Annotated in this window: 4 protein-coding genes; 3 read left to right on the forward strand and 1 reads right to left on the reverse strand. The window is 73.2% G+C overall.

Features of this window, described 5'->3' with window-relative positions; genetic code table 11:
• Positions 1-141 precede the first annotated feature (141 nt).
• From AB0G32_RS08470 to AB0G32_RS08480, 3 genes are read left to right on the forward strand one after another with little or no spacing between them, the layout of a single operon-like run.
• Complete coding sequence (locus tag AB0G32_RS08470) at positions 142-12,927, forward strand: amino acid adenylation domain-containing protein (protein WP_361160032.1); 12,786 nt, start codon at positions 142-144, stop codon at positions 12,925-12,927.
• Positions 12,928-12,932: 5 nt separating this feature from the next.
• Positions 12,933-14,147 carry a cytochrome P450 gene (locus AB0G32_RS08475; RefSeq protein ID WP_361160035.1) on the forward strand — a complete coding sequence of 405 codons (1,215 nt, stop codon included), beginning with the start codon at positions 12,933-12,935 and terminating at the stop codon, positions 14,145-14,147.
• A gap of 22 nt (positions 14,148-14,169) precedes the next feature.
• Positions 14,170-15,357, forward strand: coding sequence for a cytochrome P450 (locus AB0G32_RS08480; protein ID WP_361160038.1), 1,188 nt, complete (start codon positions 14,170-14,172; stop codon positions 15,355-15,357).
• A gap of 110 nt (positions 15,358-15,467) precedes the next feature.
• Here the strand turns inward: AB0G32_RS08480 and AB0G32_RS08485 are convergent, their stop codons facing one another.
• On the reverse strand, positions 15,468-17,753 hold the full coding sequence (locus AB0G32_RS08485; protein WP_361160040.1) for a glycosyltransferase family 39 protein: 2,286 nt from the start codon (positions 17,751-17,753) through the stop codon (positions 15,468-15,470).
• Between the last annotated feature and the right edge of the window lie 93 nt (positions 17,754-17,846).

Below are 17,846 nucleotides of genomic sequence, written 5' to 3' on the forward strand. Positions count from 1 at the left end.
ATGACGTAAGCAGCAGCACGACCTACGAGGCACGACGCACCGCGCACCACGCACCACGCACCACGCACCACGCACCACGCACGCGAGAACAACGATCACGTGTTGGCGGCACCACCCAGGTAATGGTGAGGAGACACCCCGATGGCCCGAGCTCGTGTCGAGGACGTATGGCCTTTGTCGCCGCTTCAGGAGGGACTGCTCTTCCACGCGTCCTTCGACGGCCGGGGCACCGACGTGTACCAGGGCCAGCGCAGCCTGGACGTGCTCGGTCCGCTCGACGCGCAGGTGCTGCGCGCCTCGTGGCAGGCGCTGCTGGACCGCCATGCCGCGCTGCGGGCGAGTTTCCGCAGGCGCGGTACCGGCGAGTCGGTGCAGGTCATCGTCCGTGCGGTGACGCTGCCCTGGCAGCACGCGGATGTCAGTGGACTGCCCGGGACCGAGGCCGACGCAGAGATCGGCCGGCTCTGCGCGGCGGAGCGGGACCGGCGTTTCGACCCGGCGGTGCCACCGCTGCTGCGGCTGCTGCTCATCCGGGTCGCGCCGGACCGGCACCGGCTCGTGCTCACCAGCCACCACCTGCTCATGGACGGCTGGTCCCTGCCCGTCCTGTTCGACGAACTGACCGCCGTCTACGCGGCGGGCGGTGACCCGCGGGTCCTGCCCCGCACCACCTCCTACCGGGAGTACCTGGCCTGGCTGACGCGTCAGGACAAGCCGGCCGCGCGGGCCGCCTGGCAGGCCGAACTGGCCGGCGCCGAGGAACCGACCCTGGTCGCCCCCGCCGACCCGGGACGGCGGCCCGGGAAGACGGCACATGTGATCACCGAGCTGCCGGAGGCGCTGAGCCAGGCCCTGGCAGGCTTCGCCCGGAGCCAGGGCGTGACGCTCAACACCGTGCTCCAGGGTGCCTGGGCGCTGGTCCTGGCACAGCTGTCGGGCCGTACCGACGTGGTCTTCGGCGCGACCGCCGCCGGGCGGCCCCCGGAGCTGCCGGGCGTGGAGTCCATGGTCGGCCTGTTCATGAACACCCTTCCGGTGCGGGTGCGACTGGACGGCGCGCTGCCGGTGAGCCGGCTGCTCACCGACCTCCAGCAGCGGCAGTCCGCGCTCATGCCGCACCAGCACCTGGGACTGCCCGAGGTGCAGCGGCTGGCCGGGCCCGGCGGGGTCTTCGACACGATCGTGGTGTACGAGAACTACCCCAGCCCTCCGCAGGAGCAGCCGGACCGGAGCGCCGAGGCCATCGAGATCCGCCGCACCAGGGAGGTGACGGACGCCTCCCACTACCCGCTCGCCCTGGTCGTCGTGCCCGACGCGCGGACGCACCTCAAACTCGACTACCAGCAGGACCTGTTCGACCGGGGAACGGCCGCGTCCGTGGTGGCGCGGCTGGTGCGGGTGCTGGAACAGTTCGCGGCGGATCCGCGGACCCGCGTCGCGGACATCGACCTGCTGGGCGCGGACGAGCGGGCGCGGGTGATCGAGGAGTGGAACGACACCGGTCGTGCGGCCGTTGCGGCAACGGTGCCCGAACTGTTCGCGGCCCACGCGGCACGGACCCCGGACGCGGTGGCGGTGCGCTGCGGGACCGTGCGACTGTCGTACGCGGAGCTGGACCGGCGGGCCAACCGCCTCGCCAGGTATCTGCGCCGGCGCGGTGCCGGCGCGGAGACGCGGGTCGCCCTGCGGCTCGCGCGTGGCACCGACATGATCGTGGCGATCCTGGGGGTGTGGAAGGCCGGGGCCGCGTACGTGCCGCTGGACCCGGAGCACCCCGCCGACCGACTGGCCTTCATGACGCGGGACAGCGGCGCGGTACTGACCCTCGACGACGCCTCGCTGGCCGCGGCCGCCGGGGCCGTCGCCGCCGAGTCGGACGCCCCGCTCGACGTGACCACGGACGCCGACCGGCTGGCGTACGTCATCCACACCTCCGGCTCCACCGGACGGCCCAAGGGCGTGGCGGTCGCACACCGCGCGGTGGCCGCCCTCGCGGAGACGATGCGACCGGTGCTGGGTGCCGCCGAAGGGGAGACGAGTCTCCAGTTCGCCTCGTTCAGCTTCGACGCGGCGGTGCTGGACGTGGCCGTGACGCTGGCCCACGGCGGCACGCTGGCGATCGCGTCGGACGAGGAGCGCACCGACCCGCGGGCACTCGCGCGGATGATCCGCGACGCCGGGGTCACCGTGGCCAGCGTGGTGCCGTCACTGCTCTCCGTCCTCGACCCCGAGGACGTGCCGGTCGTACGGAACTGGGTGCTGGGCGCCGAACGCCTCACCGCCGGCCTGGCGGCGCGGTGGCGGGCCGGAGCCGGGGTGTGGAACACCTACGGCCCGACCGAGGCGACCGTGATCACGACGGCCGTCGAACTCGCCCCGGGTGTCCGTGCCGAGGACGCGCCACCGGCCATCGGCCGCCCCCTCGCGCACGCCGCCGTGTATGTCCTGGACGCGTTCCTGCGGCCCGTCGCACCCGGAACGGTGGGCGAGGCGTACATCGCGGGAGCCGGGCTGGCGCGCGGGTACGCGGGCCGCGCGGACCTGACCGCCGAGCGGTTCGTGGCCTGCCCGTTCGCCCCCGGGCAGCGGATGTACCGGACCGGTGACCTGGCCCGGTGGTCGGACGACGGGCTGCTGCACTTCGCCGGACGCGCCGACGAGCAGGTGAAGATCCGCGGCTTCCGGGTGGAACCCGGCGAGGTGGAGTCCGTCCTCGCCGCCCGTCCGGACGTCACCCAGGCCACCGTCGTGGTCCGCGACCAGCGGCTACTGGCCTACGTGGTCGCGGACAACGTCCTGGACCCGGCCACCGTACGCGCGTACGCCGCCACCCGGCTCCCGGCGTACATGGTCCCGGCGGTGGTGACGGTCCTCGACCGACTGCCCCTGACGGTCAACGGCAAGGTCGACAAGGCGGCCCTGCCCGCCCCCGAGGCCGTCGGCGGCCCCGGGCGGGCGCCCGCGACGCCCGCCGAGGAGATCCTGTGCGGCCTCTTCGCCGACGTACTGGGCCTGGAACGGGTCGGCCCCGACGACGGCTTCTTCGAGTCCGGCGGCGACTCCCTGCTCGGCATGCGGCTCACCGCCCGGATCCGCGCGGTGCTCGACGCGGACCTGAGCGTCCGTGACCTGTTCGCCAACCCGTCGCCCGCCGGTCTCGCCCGCCGGCTGGCGGACGCGGCGGACGGCTCCCGGGCTCCCCTGCGCCCGGCCGACCGGCCCGACCGCGTGCCGCTGTCGTACGCACAGCGACGCATGTGGTTCCTGAACCGGATGGCCGGCACCGGCGCGGACGCGACCGGGGCCTACAACCTGCCGTTGGCGCTGCGTCTGACCGGTGACCTGGACCGGAGCGCGCTGGAGCAGGCGCTCGGCGACCTCGCGGACCGGCACGAGAGCCTGCGCACGGTGTTCCCCGACACGGACGGCGAACCGTGGCAGCGAATCCTGACCGGTGACACCGCCCGGCCTCCGCTGACGTTGATCGAGACCGACGAGTCCCGACTGACGGACGACCTCGCCCGGCAGTCGCAGCACGCCTTCGACCTGAGCACGGAGCTCCCCTGGCGGTCGACCCTGTTGACGCTGGGGCCGGCGGACGCCGTGCTGTTGCTTGTGGTGCATCACATCGCTTCCGACGGTTGGTCGATGGGGGTGCTGGCGGGCGATCTGCGGGTGGCGTACGCGGCGCGGTGTGCGGGTCGGGCGCCGGAGTGGGAGCCGTTGCCGGTGCAGTACGCGGACTATGCGCTGTGGCAGCGGGAGACGCTCGGTGACCCGGACGACCCGGCAAGCCTGATGGGCGCCCAACTGGATTACTGGCGTGGCGCGTTGGCGGATGCTCCGCCGGAGCTGCGGCTGCCGGTGGACCGCCCCCGCACCGCCGAACCGTCCTTCCGGGGCGGCAGCGTCCCGGTGGAGGTGGACGCCGACACCCATGCCCGCCTGGTGGCCCTCGCGGCCCGCGGCCGGGCCACGATGTTCATGGTGGCGCACGCGGCGCTGTCGGTGCTGCTGTCGCGGATGGGCGCCGGGTCCGACATCCCGGTGGGCACGGGTATCGCCGGTCGTGGCGATGCCCAGTTGGAGGGACTGTCCGGGTTCTTCGTCAACACGCTCGTGCTGCGCGCCGACTTGACCGGTGATCCGTCGTTCGCCGAGGTGTTGCGACGGGTGCGGGAGGCGGATCTGGCGGCGTACGCGCATCAGGACGTGCCGTTCGAGCGGCTGGTCGAGGAGCTGAACCCGGCGCGGTCGCTGTCACGCAACCCGTTGTTCCAGGTGATGCTGGCCATGCAGAACCTGCCCGAGGCGGAGTGGAGGCTGCCGGGCCTGCGCGTCACGCCGCTGCCCGCGGTGACGGAGCTGCCGGCCCGCTTCGACCTGTCCTTCTCCCTGGCCGAGCGGCGTGCGGCCGATGGCTCCCCGGACGGTCTCGGGGGCGGCATCCTGTACGCGGCGGACCTCTTCGACGCGGCGACCGTACGGTCGCTGGGGGACCGGCTGGTGCGGGTGCTGGAGCAGATCGCGGCCGACCCGGGGACCCGGCTCAGTGAGATCGACGTACTCGATGCCGACGAGCGGGCGCGGCTGGTCGAGGAGTGGAACGGCGAGGCCCGGCCCGCGTCGGCCGGCTCATGGCTGGAGCTGTTCGACGCCTGGGCCGGTCTGACACCGAACGCTCCCGCGGCGCGCTGCGGGCCCGAGACGGTGTCGTACGCGGAACTGGACGCACGGGCGAACCGGCTGGCCCGGTACCTGCGCGGACATGGCGTCGGCGACGAGTCACGGGTGGGGCTGCGGCTCGCGCGAAGTGTCGACATGGTCGTGGCGATCCTGGGCGTGTGGAAGGCCGGGGCGGCGTACGTACCGCTGGATCCGGAGTACCCGGACGACCGGCTGGCGTTCATGGCAGCCGACAGCGGTGCGGTATTGGTGATCGACGGGAACTGGCTGACGGAGGCCCGGACCGGCATCGCGGCACAGTCGGACGCCCCGCTCGGGTACGAGGTCGGCCCCGATCAACTGGCCTACGTGATCTACACGTCGGGGTCGACGGGGCGGCCCAAGGGCGTGGCGGTCGCGCATCGCGGCGTGGTGGACCTGGTCGAGGCGATGGGGCCGGTGCTGGGGGCGGCGGAAGGTGTGACGGTGCTTCAGTTCGCGTCGTTCAGCTTCGACGCGTCGGTGCTGGATGTGACCGCCACGCTCGCCCACGGCGGCACGCTGGCGATCGCGACGAGTGAGGAGCGTACGGACCCGCAGGCGCTGGCGGAGATGATCCGCGAGGCCGGGGTGACGGTGGCCAGTGTGGTTCCGTCCCTGCTGGGGGTCCTGGATCCGCAGGCGGTGCCGGGGGTACGGAACTGGGTGCTGGGTGCCGAGCGGCTCAACGCCGATCTCGCGGCGCGCTGGCGGGCGCAGGCCGGCGTGTGGAACACGTACGGTCCGACCGAGGCCACGGTGATGGCGACGGCGGTGGAGATCGCGGAGGGCATCACAGCCGAGGACGCGCCACCGGCCATCGGCCGCCCTCTGGCGAACACCCGTGTCTTCGTGCTGGACGAGTTCCTGCGCCCGGCGCCGGTCGGAGCGGTCGGCGAGGTGTATCTCGCCGGTCCCGGTCTGGCCCGCGGCTACCTGGGCCGCGCGGACCTGACCGCCGAACGCTTCGTGGCCAGTCCCTTCGATACCGGCACCCGCATGTACCGGACCGGCGACCTGGCCCGGTGGTCGGACGACGGACTGCTGCACTTCGCCGGCCGCGCCGACGAGCAGGTCAAGATCCGCGGCTTCCGGGTGGAACCCGGCGAGGTGGAATCCGTCCTCGCCGCCCACCCCGGCGTCGCCCAGGCCACCGTCACGGTCCGCGACAACCGGCTCACCGCATACGTCGTCGCTCGCGGTGAAGCGTCGGCCATCCGGGCGTTCGCCGCCGAGCGGCTGCCCGAGTACATGGTCCCCGCCACCGTCGTACTCCTCGACGAACTGCCCCTCACCCCCAACGGCAAGATCGACCAGGCCGCCCTGCCCGCCCCCGAGGCCGGACGCGAACTGGGCCGGCCACCCTCGACACCGGTCGAGGAAGTCCTGTGCGGCCTCTTCGCCGAAGTACTGGGAACAGAGCGGGTGGGCGTCGACGACGACTTCTTCGAGTCGGGCGGTGACTCCCTGCTCGGGATGCGGCTCGTCGCCCGGGTCCGGGCGGTGCTCGACGCGGACCTGAGCATCCGGCAGCTCTTCGGCGCGCCGACCGTCGAGGGTGTCGCACGGCTCCTGGACGACGCGGCTGCCGACAGCCGGGCGGTGCCGCTCCGGCCGACGACGAGGCCGGCGGAGGTGCCGCTCTCCTTCGGGCAGCAGCGGATGTGGTTCCTGAACCGGATGGACGGAACGGACTCGGACGCGGCGGGGGCGTACAACCTGCCGTTGGCCCTGCGCCTGACCGGTGACCTGGACCGGAGCGCGCTGGAGCAGGCGCTCGGCGACCTCGCGGACCGGCACGAGAGCCTGCGCACGGTGTTCCCCGCCCACGAGGGCAAACCGCGGCAGGACGTGCTGACCGGACCGGCCGGACACCCGGAACTCCTCCTGAGGGACACCGACCCGGAACACCTGCACGCCACCATGGACGGACTCTGCGGCCGTGGCTTCGACCTGAGTACGGAACTCCCCTGGCGCGTGGCCCTGTTGACGCTGGCGCCGACGGAAGCCGTGCTGTTGCTGGTGGTGCATCACATCGCTTCCGACGGTTGGTCGATGGGGGTGCTGGCGGGCGATCTGCGGGTGGCGTACGCGGCGCGGTGTGCGGGTCGGGCGCCGGAGTGGGAGCCGTTGCCGGTGCAGTACGCGGATTACGCGCTGTGGCAGCGGGAGACGCTCGGTGACCCGGACGACCCAGCAAGCCTGATGAGCGCCCAACTGGATTACTGGCGTGGCGCGTTGGCGGACGCTCCGCCGGAGCTGCGGCTGCCGGTGGACCGCCCCCGCACCGCCGAACCGTCCTTCCGCAGCGGCACGGTCGACGTCGAGGTCGACGCGCGGACGCACGAGCGGCTCGTCGAGGTGGCCGGCCGCGGCCGGGCGACGATGTTCATGGTGGTGCACGCGGCGCTGTCGGTGCTGCTGTCGCGGATGGGGGCCGGGTCCGACATTCCGGTGGGCACGGGTATCGCCGGTCGTGGTGATGCCCAGTTGGAGGGACTGTCCGGGTTCTTCGTCAACACGCTCGTGCTGCGTGCCGACTTGACCGGTGATCCGTCGTTCGCCGAGGTGCTGCGGCGGGTGCGGGAGGCGGATCTGGCGGCGTACGCGCATCAGGACGTGCCGTTCGAGCGGCTGGTCGAGGAGCTGAACCCGGCGCGGTCGCTGTCGCGCAACCCGTTGTTCCAGGTGATGCTGGCCTTGCAGAACGTACCCGAGGCGGAGTGGGAGTTGCCCGGCCTGCGGGTCGCCCCGCTGCCCCCGATCGCCGAACCCCCCGCCCGTTTCGACCTGTCCTTCTCCTTGGCGGAGCGGCGTGCGGCCGATGGCTCCCCGGACGGTCTGGGCGGCGGCATCCTGTACGCGGCGGACCTGTTCGGCGCGGCGACCGTACGGTCGCTGGGGGACCGGCTGGTGCGGGTGCTGGAGCAGATCGCGGCCGACCCGGAGACCCGGCTCAGCGACATCGACGTACTCGATGCCGATGAGCGGGTGCGGGTGGTCGAGGAGTGGAACGACACCGGGCGTCCGGTGGGTGCCGGGTTGGTGCCGGAACTGTTCGCGGAGTGGGCGGTGCGGGCGCCGGAGAGCGCGGCGGTGCGGTGTGGCGCGGTGGAGCTGTCGTACGGGGAGTTGGAGGCGCGGGCGAATCGGTTGGCCCGGTTCCTGCGCACGCACGGGGTGGGTGTGGAGTCGCGGGTGGGGCTGCGGTTGCCCCGGGGCGTCGACATGGTCGTGGCGATGCTTGGTGTGTGGAAGGCCGGGGCGGCGTACGTACCGCTGGACCCGGAGTACCCGGACGACCGGCTGACATTCATGATCGCCTCCAGTGCGGCCGCGTTGGTTATCGACGAGGAGTGGCTGGCCGACGCTTCCGAGTCGATCGCCGCCGAGTCCGGTGAGCGACTCGATGTGTCTCACGACGCGCGCCGGTTGGCGTATGTGATCTACACGTCGGGGTCGACGGGTCGGCCGAAGGGTGTGGCGGTCGCGCATGGTGGTCTGGCGAATCTGGTGGCGGCGATGGGGCCGGTGCTGGGTGCGGGGCCGGGTGAGGTGACGTTGCAGTTCGCGTCGTTCAGTTTCGATGCGTCGGTGCTGGATGTGGCGGTGACGTTGGCCGGTGGTGGCACGCTGGCGATCGCGACGGCCGAGGAGCGTAGGGACGCGCAGGCGTTGGCGGGGATGGTCCGTGATGCCGGGGTGACGGTGGCCAGTGTGGTGCCTTCTCTGCTGGGGGTCCTGGACCCGGAGGCGGTGCCGGGCGTGAAGACCTGGGTGCTGGGTGCGGAGCGGCTGAACGCGGATCTCGCGGCGCGCTGGCGGGCGCGGGCCGGCGTGTGGAACACGTACGGTCCGACCGAGGCCACGGTGATGGCGACGGCGGTGGAGATCGCGGAGGGCGTTACGCCGGAGGACGCGCCGCCGGCGATCGGCCGGCCTCTGCCCAACTGCCGTGTCTTCGTGCTGGACGAGTTCCTGCGCCCTGCGCCGGTCGGTGCGGTCGGTGAGGTGTATCTGGCCGGTCCCGGTCTGGCGCGTGGGTATCTGGGCCGCGCGGACCTGACCGCTGAGAGGTTCGTGGCCTGCCCGTTCCTGTCCGGGCAGCGGATGTACCGGACCGGTGACCTGGCGCGGTGGTCGGACGACGGGTTGCTGCACTTCGCGGGCCGCGCCGACGAGCAGGTGAAAATCCGCGGGTTCCGGATCGAACTCGGCGAGGTGGAGTCCGTAGTCGCCGCCCACCCCGACGTTGCCCAGGCCGCGGTCGTCGTCCGTGAGGACCGGCCCGGCGATCCCCGTATCGTCGCCTACACCGTTCCCACCGCCGCCTCCGACGGGCTGGACACCGCTGCGCTGCGTGCCTTCGCCGCCGAGCGGCTGCCCGAGTACATGGTCCCGGCCACCATGATGGTCCTGGACGAACTGCCGCTCACCCCCAACGGGAAGCTGCACAGGTCCGCGCTGCCCGCGCCGAACTACGCCGACCTGGTCTCGGCGAAGGCGGCGCACGGAGAGCTCCAGAAGACCCTGTGCGCGCTGTTCGCCGAGGTGCTCGGCCTGACCCGGGTCGGCCCCGACGACAACTTCTTCGACCTGGGCGGCAACTCGGCCCTGGCCATGCGGCTCGCGGGCCGCATCCGCACCGAGCTGGGCGCCGAGCTGAGCATCCGGCAGTTCTTCGGCTCCGCCACACCGGTCGGTGTGGAACGGCTGCTGGGCGCCAAGCTGCGCCCGCCGCTGCGGGCGGTGGAGCAACGGCCCGACGAGATCCCGGCCTCCGTGCGCCAGCAGCGGATCTGGGCCGCCGAACAGCAGCCCGGCCGCAGCCCGGCCGGTCAGCTCCCCGCCGCTCTGCGGCTAGACGGCGAGCTGGACATCCCCGCGCTGCGGGCGGCCCTCGGCGACCTCGTGGACCGGCACGAACTGCTGCGCACACGGTTCGGCGAGACCGCGGACGGGCGGCTCGTCCAACGGGTGTCCGAGGCCGGCGACGCGGCCGTCGTCCCCGAGCTGGCGGTGGTGCCGACCAGCGCCGAGGACCTCCCCGGTCAGCTGGACGCGCGTACGCGGCGGACCTTCGACCTGGCCCGCGAGACGCCTTGGGCGCCGTACCTGCTGACGCTCTCCGAGACCGAGCACGTGCTGCTGGTGGTGGTCCATCCGATCGCCGCGGACGAGTCCTCGGTCAACCTGATCGTCCGCGACCTGGCGGCCGCCTACGGAGCGCGGCGCGAGGGACGGAGCTCCGAACGGGCCCCGCTGCCCGTGCAGTTCGCCGACTACGCCCTGTGGGAGAAAGAGCTGCTCAAGGGCGAGGAGAAAGCGGACAGCCTGGTCGCCGACCAACTGGAGTACTGGAAGGCCACCTGGGCCGACGCGCCCCCGCACACCCCGCTGCCCACGGACCGGCGACGCCCGCCGCAGCCGGCCTGGCGCACCGCGTCCCTGCCGGTGCGCATCCCGGCGGAGACCCACGCCAAGCTCATGGACGCGACCGAGGCCGCCGACGCGACCTCCTTCACCGCCGTGCACGCCGCACTGGCCCTGCTGCTGTCCCGCCTCGCCGCCGGCACCGACCTCGTGATCGGCACCGTGCTGCCCAGGCCGGACGGGGAGGAAAGCCTGGAGGGAGTGGTGGGACCGCTGTCCGGCCTGCTCTCGCTGCGCCTGGACACCTTCGGCAACCCCACCTTCCTCGGGCTGGTCGAACGGGCCCGCGAGGTCTACCAGGAGGCCCTGCAGAACCAGGACGTGCCGTTCGAGCGGCTGGTGGAACTGGTGTCCCCGGAAACCTCCGCGGACCGCCACCCGGTGTTCCAGGTACTGCTCGACGTCCGCGACGACATCGCCGAGAAGTGGGAGGACGCGGAGCTGCCGGGACTGGCGACCACCCGGCTGACCCTGCCGCCGACCGCCTCCGCGCTGGACCTGCGGCTCACCCTCACCGAGAGTTTCGAGGACTACGGCGACCCGGACGGCATCGTGGGCACCCTCGAATACGCCACCGAACTGTTCGACGAGTCCACCGCCGCCGCGTTCGCCCGCCGGCTGGTGCGGGTGCTGGAACAGGTCGCGGACGACCCCGAACTCCGGGTCGGCCAGATCGAGGTGCTGCTGGACGAGGCCGAGCTGCAACAGGCGGTCGGGGCCGGGGCGCAGGCGCCCGACCCGTCTCCCGAGCGCACCCTGGTCGAGCTGCTGGCCGAACGGGCCGCGCTGACCCCGGAGGCCGTCGCCGTGTCCGACGGGCGGACCTCGGTCACCTTCGGCGGCCTGGACGCGGCGGCCGACACGCTGGCCCGCCGGCTGGCGGCGCGCGGCGTGCGGCACGAGGACACCGTCGCGATCGCGTTGCCGGCCGGGACGGACCTGGTCACCGCACTGCTCGGCGTACTCAAGGCGGGTGCGGCCTGCTGGGTCACCGAGGACGCACGGACACCGGCCGACCCGCTCGCGGCACCCGGCGGCGGACGGCTCGCGGCCGTCGTCGGCAGTACGAAGGCCACCGGGGCCACCGGGGCCACCGGGGCCACCGGGGATGCCGGAGATGTGGGGCGGGTCGGCGAGGGCGTCGGCCTGTGGTTGCCGGTCGACGCACCGGCCACCGAGGCGGCGCCCGGCGGCACCCCGCCGGCCCCGCCGCTGCCCGCCCACGCGGCACTGATCCTTCCCGCCACGGCGACGGACCCGGCGGCGGACGCCGGGGGAGGAGCCGTCATCGAGCACCGTGCGCTGGCCGGCCGGGTCGCCGACCGCCTGCGGGACGGCCTCCCGCCGGGCACGGAGACCACCGAGACCCGGCTGGACACCCGTATGCCCGTCACCGACCTGCTGGTCCCGCTGCTCACCGCGCTCGGCGCGGGGGACCGGGTCCGGCTGGGCGAGCCCGGCGGCGACGGCGCGGCGGCGACGACGGCCGACCGCCTGATCACCACACGGGCGTTGCTGCCGACCGTGCCGTACCCGCCCGCCGCCGAAGTGGTCCTGATCGGCGACGGGGGACCGGAGCCGGCCGACGGCGCCGGGGAGTGGTGGGCCGGCCGGCCGCGGCCGGTGCTGGTCGGCGCCCGGAGCGCGGCCGAGACCGGCGGCGCCTGGCTGGCTCACCGCACGGCCCCGGACGAGGCCCTCCCGGCGACGCTCGACAGCGGCACCCCGGTCGGCGCCGCCCGTGCCTACCTGCTGGACTACTTCCTGCGCCCGGTCCCCCCGGGCGTCCCCGGCGAGGTGTACGTCGCCGGTCACGGACTCGCCCGCGGCTACGCCGACGCGCCGGGCGCGACCGGCAGCCGTTTCGTGGCGAACCCCGTCGGCGGCAGCGGTGAGCGGATGTTCCGCACCGGCCGGTGGGCGCGGCGGGACGCCGCCGGACGGCTGCACCTCCAGGCCGGTGCCCCCGGGCGGCAGTCGCGCGACGGCGTGCTGCGTCGCACCGTGCGCAACTCCGAGGACCTCGGGGTGCTGCTGCCGCTGCGGTCCGAGGGCAGCCGCCGCCCCCTGTTCTGCGTGCACCACGGCACGGGGCTGAGCTGGAGCTACGCCACGCTGCTGCCGTATCTCCCGGCGGACCTGCCGGTCTACGGTGTGCAGGCGCGCGGGCTCGGCGGTCCCGAGCCGCTGCCCCGGACCATCGACGAGATGGCCACGGACTACATCGAGCAGATCCGCAGCGTGCAGCCGGAGGGCCCCTACCGGCTGCTCGGCTGGTCGCTCGGCGGGGTGGTCGCCCAGGCCATCGCCTGCCGGCTCCAGGACGCGGGCCAGCGGGTGGACCTGCTGGCGCTGCTCGACGCCTACCCGCTGCGCGACGTCGGCGAGATCGCCACCGGGGACGAGTCCGGGCTCGGACCCGACGACGGCCGGGCGACCTGGGGCGAGAACGAGGCCGGGAAGGACGGCCGGGCCATGGAGGTGCGCGGGCCGCTGCTGGAGAACATGCGGGAGGTCATCAAGAACACGGTCGGCCTCATCCGGGACCACCGGCCGGCCGTCTTCCAGGGCGACCTGCTGGTGTTCGTGGCGACCGAACGCAGGACCGAGACGCTGCTGGCGACCGAGGCGATCGCGAGCTGGCGGCCGTATGTCGCCGGGGACATCGAGACGCACGAGGTCACCGCCGCCCACGAGGACATGCTCGAACCGGCGCACCGCCCCGGCATCGGCCGCGTCCTCGACCACAAGATCCGCACCGCGACGACGCGCGCACGAAAGGGCCAGTGAAGGACATGACCAGGGACACCGGCGAGGTCAGGGACAAGAAGCGCGACAAGAAGGCGGACATCATCCCCAACCACCTGCGGGACGGAATGGACCCGCCGCCCGGCCTCGGCCGGATGAGCACCGAGACACCGCTGGTGGCGGAGACCGGGCCGGGCCTGATCAGCTGGGTCGCCACCGGCCGCGAGGAGGTACGGACGATCCTCGGCGACGCGGAGCGGTTCAGCACCCGGCCGCCCGCCGACACCGAGGAGGAGTCCCGCCGGATCACCCAGATCGGCAACCCGCTGATGTACGACCCGCCGGAACACACCAGGCTGCGGAAGCTGCTGGCACCGGAGTTCACGCTGCGCCGCATGCGCCGGATCGAACCGCAGGTCGAGCGGATCATCGAGGACCGGCTGGACGTCATGGAACGGGCCGGCCGGCCGGCCGACTTCATGCGGCACTTCGCCTGGCCCATCCCCGGCCTGGTCGGCTGCACCCTGCTCGGCATCCCCCGCGACGACCAGGCGGAACTGGCCCGGCACCTCGACCTCAGCCGGCGCGACAACCGGGGCTGGCAGGCCCGCCGCACCTCGGCCAAGACCTTCGACAACTACCTGGCCCGGTACGTCGCCGACCGCCGCCGCGCCCCCGGCGACGACCTGGTGAGCATGCTCGTCAAGGAACACGGGACGGACGTCTCCGACAAGGAACTGGTCGGCCTGGCCGCCTCCGTCATGGCCGCCGGCATCGAGAACATGGTCGGCATGCTGGGCCTGGGCGTCCTGGCCCTGCTCGACCACCCCGACCAGCTCGCCCTGCTGCGCGAACGGCCCGAACTGATGGGCCAGGCGGTCGAGGAACTGCTGCGGTACGTCACCGTCGTCGCGGTCGCCTCGCCGCGCACCGCCCTGACCGAGGTGACCGTCGGCGACCACGTGATCGAGCCCGGCCAGGTGGTGTCCTGCTCGCTGCTCGCGGTCAACCGCGCCCAGCCGCCCGGCGCACCCCGGGACCGCCTGGACATCCTGCGCGAGGGCACCACGCACGTGGCCTTCGGGCACGGCATCCACTACTGCGCGGGCGCGGCCCTGGCCCGCATGGAGCTGCGCATCGCCTTCGCGGGCGTGCTGCGCCGCTTCCCCGCGCTGCGGCTCGCCGTACCGCGCGACGAACTGCGCTTCCGCCCGCCGTGGCTGGCCACCTTCGGCATCGAGAACCTGCCCGTCTCCTGGTAGCCACCGCACCGAAAGGCCAGTCATGCCGAAGCCGCCGGACCTCCCCCCGCACCTGCGCCGCGAGGGTCTTGACCCGTTGCCCGAGCTGAGCCGGATGAGCAACGAGACACCCGTGTGCCCCGACCCCGGAGCCGCCGACTGGCTGGCCACCGGACGCGCCGAGGCACGGGCCATCCTGGCAGACGCGGACCGGTTCACCGCCAAGCCGCCCGACCTCGAACGGGCGATTTCCCGCGGCGCCAGAGAAGAAGGGAATCTGCTGCATTACGATCCCCCGGAGCACACCCGGTTGCGCAAATTGATCGCGCCGGAATTCACGCTGCGCCGCATGCGCAGAATGGAACCCATCGTCGAACAGATCGTGGCCGAACGGCTGGACGTACTGGCCGCGGCCGGGTCGCCGGCCGATCTCATGCGGCATTTCGGCTGGCCGGTCCCGGGACTGGTCATCTGCGCGCTGCTCGGCATTCCCCGCGACGACCTGGCCGACCTGGGCAGAATGCTCGACGTGCGGGCGCCCAGCCGTATGGACGCGCATTCCACCGGGCGTACCCGTAAACGCGTCGCGGCGCAGAAGGCGTTCGCCTCGTACATGAGCAGAATCGTCGCCCAAAAGCGCCGGGAGCCCGGCGAGGACATGCTCGGCATGCTGATCCGGGAGCACGGGGACGACGTCACCGACGCGGAACTGGCCGGGGTCTGCGCCTCGTTCATGGCGGCCGGTCTGGAGGGCTCGGCGCAGATGCTGGGACTCGGACTCCTCGCCCTCCTCCAGCACCCCGGCCAGCTCGCCCGGTTGCGCGCCGACCCCGCGCTGCTGCCGCGGGCGGTGGAGGAACTGCTGCGGTACGTGTCGGTGGTCTCCACGGCCTCGCCGCGCACCGCGCTGACGGACGTGACCGTCGGCGGGCAGCAGATCAAGAAGGGGCAGGTCGTGTCCTGCTCGCTGCTCGCGGTCAACCGCACCCGGCCGGCCGGACTGCCGCCGGACCGCCTGGACATCACCCGCGAGGACACCGGCCACGTGGCCTTCGGACACGGCATCCACTACTGCGTCGGGGCCGCCCTCGCCCGCGCCCAGCTGCGGCTGAGCTTCGCGGCGCTGCTGTCCCGGTTCCCCGGCCTGCGGCTCGCCGTGCCCGTCGACGACCTGCGGTTCCGCCAGTTCGCCGTGCAGTACGGGGTGGAGGAACTGCCCGTCGCCTGGTGACGGTTCCCGGTTCCTCCGGCAGTACGAAGGATTAGGAAGGTGCACGAAGACGTACGAAGGCGGCGGCCCGCCCGGGCCGCCGCCGCTCCCGGGTGGACGGGGAGCCGCCGTCAGCGCACGGCGGAGGCGCAGTCGTACAGCGTCTCCGTGCCGCCTTCGGAACCCCCGCTGTCCTTGCCGCCCGTCCCGCCCGTGCCGCTCCTCTCGCCCTTCCCTGCGCCGCTGTCCGTGCCGCTCGCCGCGGCCGCGCCGTAGGAGGCCGGATCGACCTCGGTGCAGGCCGACTTCACCCATCGGTCGATCCGCGCCACCGAACTGTCCGGCGGCGGCTCGCTGGCCTGTCCGCCGCCGACCCCGCTCATGCTTCCCTCGTGCGTGCCGACCAGGGCGAAGCGCAGGTCGCCGGCCCGGATCAGGTCCTGGTACTCGGCCAGGGTCACGACGTTCGCCTCGCCCAGGAACCCGCCCAGCGGCAGCACCGGCAGGGCCCGGAGGTAGATGTAGCGCGATGCCGTCTGCCAGCTGTTCGTGGAGAAGGTGTAGGCGGCGCCCCGGTTGTTCCGCTCGACGTACTCGATCAGTTTCTCCTGGTCGGAGCCGGGTTCGTTGAGCACGTCGGGGCCCTGGGTGGTGGTGGTGGACGTGAGGCCGCCGAGATTGCCGTTCTTGGCCGTCCGCATCCCCTTGCCCGAGCTGGAGCCGCCGGACAGCTTCAAGGGCGGCCCCGCGTAGGCGTCGAACGGCGAGCCCGCGTACCGCTCGTTCAGCACGCTCAGCGACCAGGCGGCCGGTGCGGCGAGCACGGCGACGCAGCCGCTCGCCAGGCCGGCGGCGGCGACGCGGCGGGCCAGCCGGCGGCCGGACCGGTTCGGCAGGGCGGTGTACACCAGGGCCGCGCAGGCGGCGACCGAGGTCACCAGGACCAGCGGAACGAGCCAGGGCGCGAAGTCCATGTACGGGGCGGCCGTGCGGATCGTCCAGACCTCCTGCGCGAGCACCGCCACGGGCAGCAGCCAGGCCCGCGGGCCGCCGCGGGCCGCCCGGTGGGTGCGCCACAGGGCCACCGCGCCGGCGCCGGACAGCGCGGCCAGGGGCGGCGCGAGCAGGGCGGCGTAGGCCGTGTGCGGGACGCTCATGGCACTGAGCACCAGAGCCGACGTGACCAGCCACAGGCCCCACATCAGGTATCCGGCGCGTCGGCGGTCGGTGCGCGCGGCCCCGCGGTGCCGCACCAGGCCCAGCACCAGGGCGATCAGCGCGAGCGGGTACAGCCAGCCGATCTGGGTGGTGAAGCGTGCGCCGAGCAGCTTGCCCCAGCCCTCCGAGTCGGGCAGGACCGCGAGCGCGGCGGTTGCCCCTTGCGCGGACGAGGACCGCGAGGCCGGGTCCGACGACCCGGAACCGGCCCGGCCGGCGCTGTCGGCGGCCCCCTGCGAGGCGTCCCCGGCCGTGCCGCTCGTCGCCGCTCCCGTGCCGCCGCCCCCGGAGGGCACATCGACCGCCCCCGGGACCAGCCCCTCGTGGAAGCGGTTGAAGCCGTTGTAGCCGAAGACCATGGCGAAGGCGCTGTTGTTGGTCGAGCCGTCCGCGTAGGGGCGGGAATCCTCCGGCGTGAAGGTCATCAGCGCCACCCAGGAGAGGGACACGGCGAGCAGCACACCGCCCGCCGTCAGCAGGTGCCCGAGCCGGCGCCGCAGCCCGTGCGGGGCGGCGACCAGGTAGCCGACGGCGAGCGCCGGGACGATGAGCCAGGCCTGCATCATCTTGGCCTGAAAACCCAGTCCGATCCACCCGCCGCTGAGCAGCAGCGGATTCAGCCGGCCCGTCAGGACGGCCTTCTGGTACTGGTCGGCCGCCAGCACCAGACACATCGTGACCGAGCAGTCGAGCATCGCGTGCCCGAACATGGAGGCGGCCAGCGGCGTCAGGGTCAGCAGCCCCGCCGCGATCAGCCCGGCCGCCGCCCCCTGCCAGCGCCGTACCACCCGGTACATGACAAGCACGGAGACCACGCCCTCGACGCACTGCGGCAGGGTCAGCGCCCAGTCGTGGAAGCCGAACAGCCGGGCGGAGAGCGCCTGCGGCCACAGGAAGCCGCCGATCTTGTCGAGGGTGATGGTGGCGGCGGGGTCGAAGGCGGTGAACAGGAACGCCGTCCAGCTCTCCGACATGCTCCGCGCGGCCACCGAGTAGTACGGGGACAGGTCACTGCCGACGATGTTCCAGGTGTACAGCAGCGCGGCGAGCGCGGCGACGGCCAGCAGTGCCGGACGGGCCCAGCCGGGCTGGTCCGGGGGAGAGCGCCAGAACACCAGCCGGCGCCGCCGCGGCGGCGCCGCCGGTTCGTCGGGCACGGCCGCCGTTCCGGGAGCCAGGGTCGAAAGGTCCGAAAGCATGTCGGACTTCCTTTCGTCGTCCGGATAAAAGGAATTTCCGCGAACTGCTGGGGCAAGTGGACTTACCGTGACAGGGCATCGGGTCACAGGACG

It is taken from the genome of Streptomyces sp. NPDC023723, assembly GCF_040639815.1.
Classification (GTDB): Bacteria; Actinomycetota; Actinomycetes; order Streptomycetales; family Streptomycetaceae; genus Streptomyces.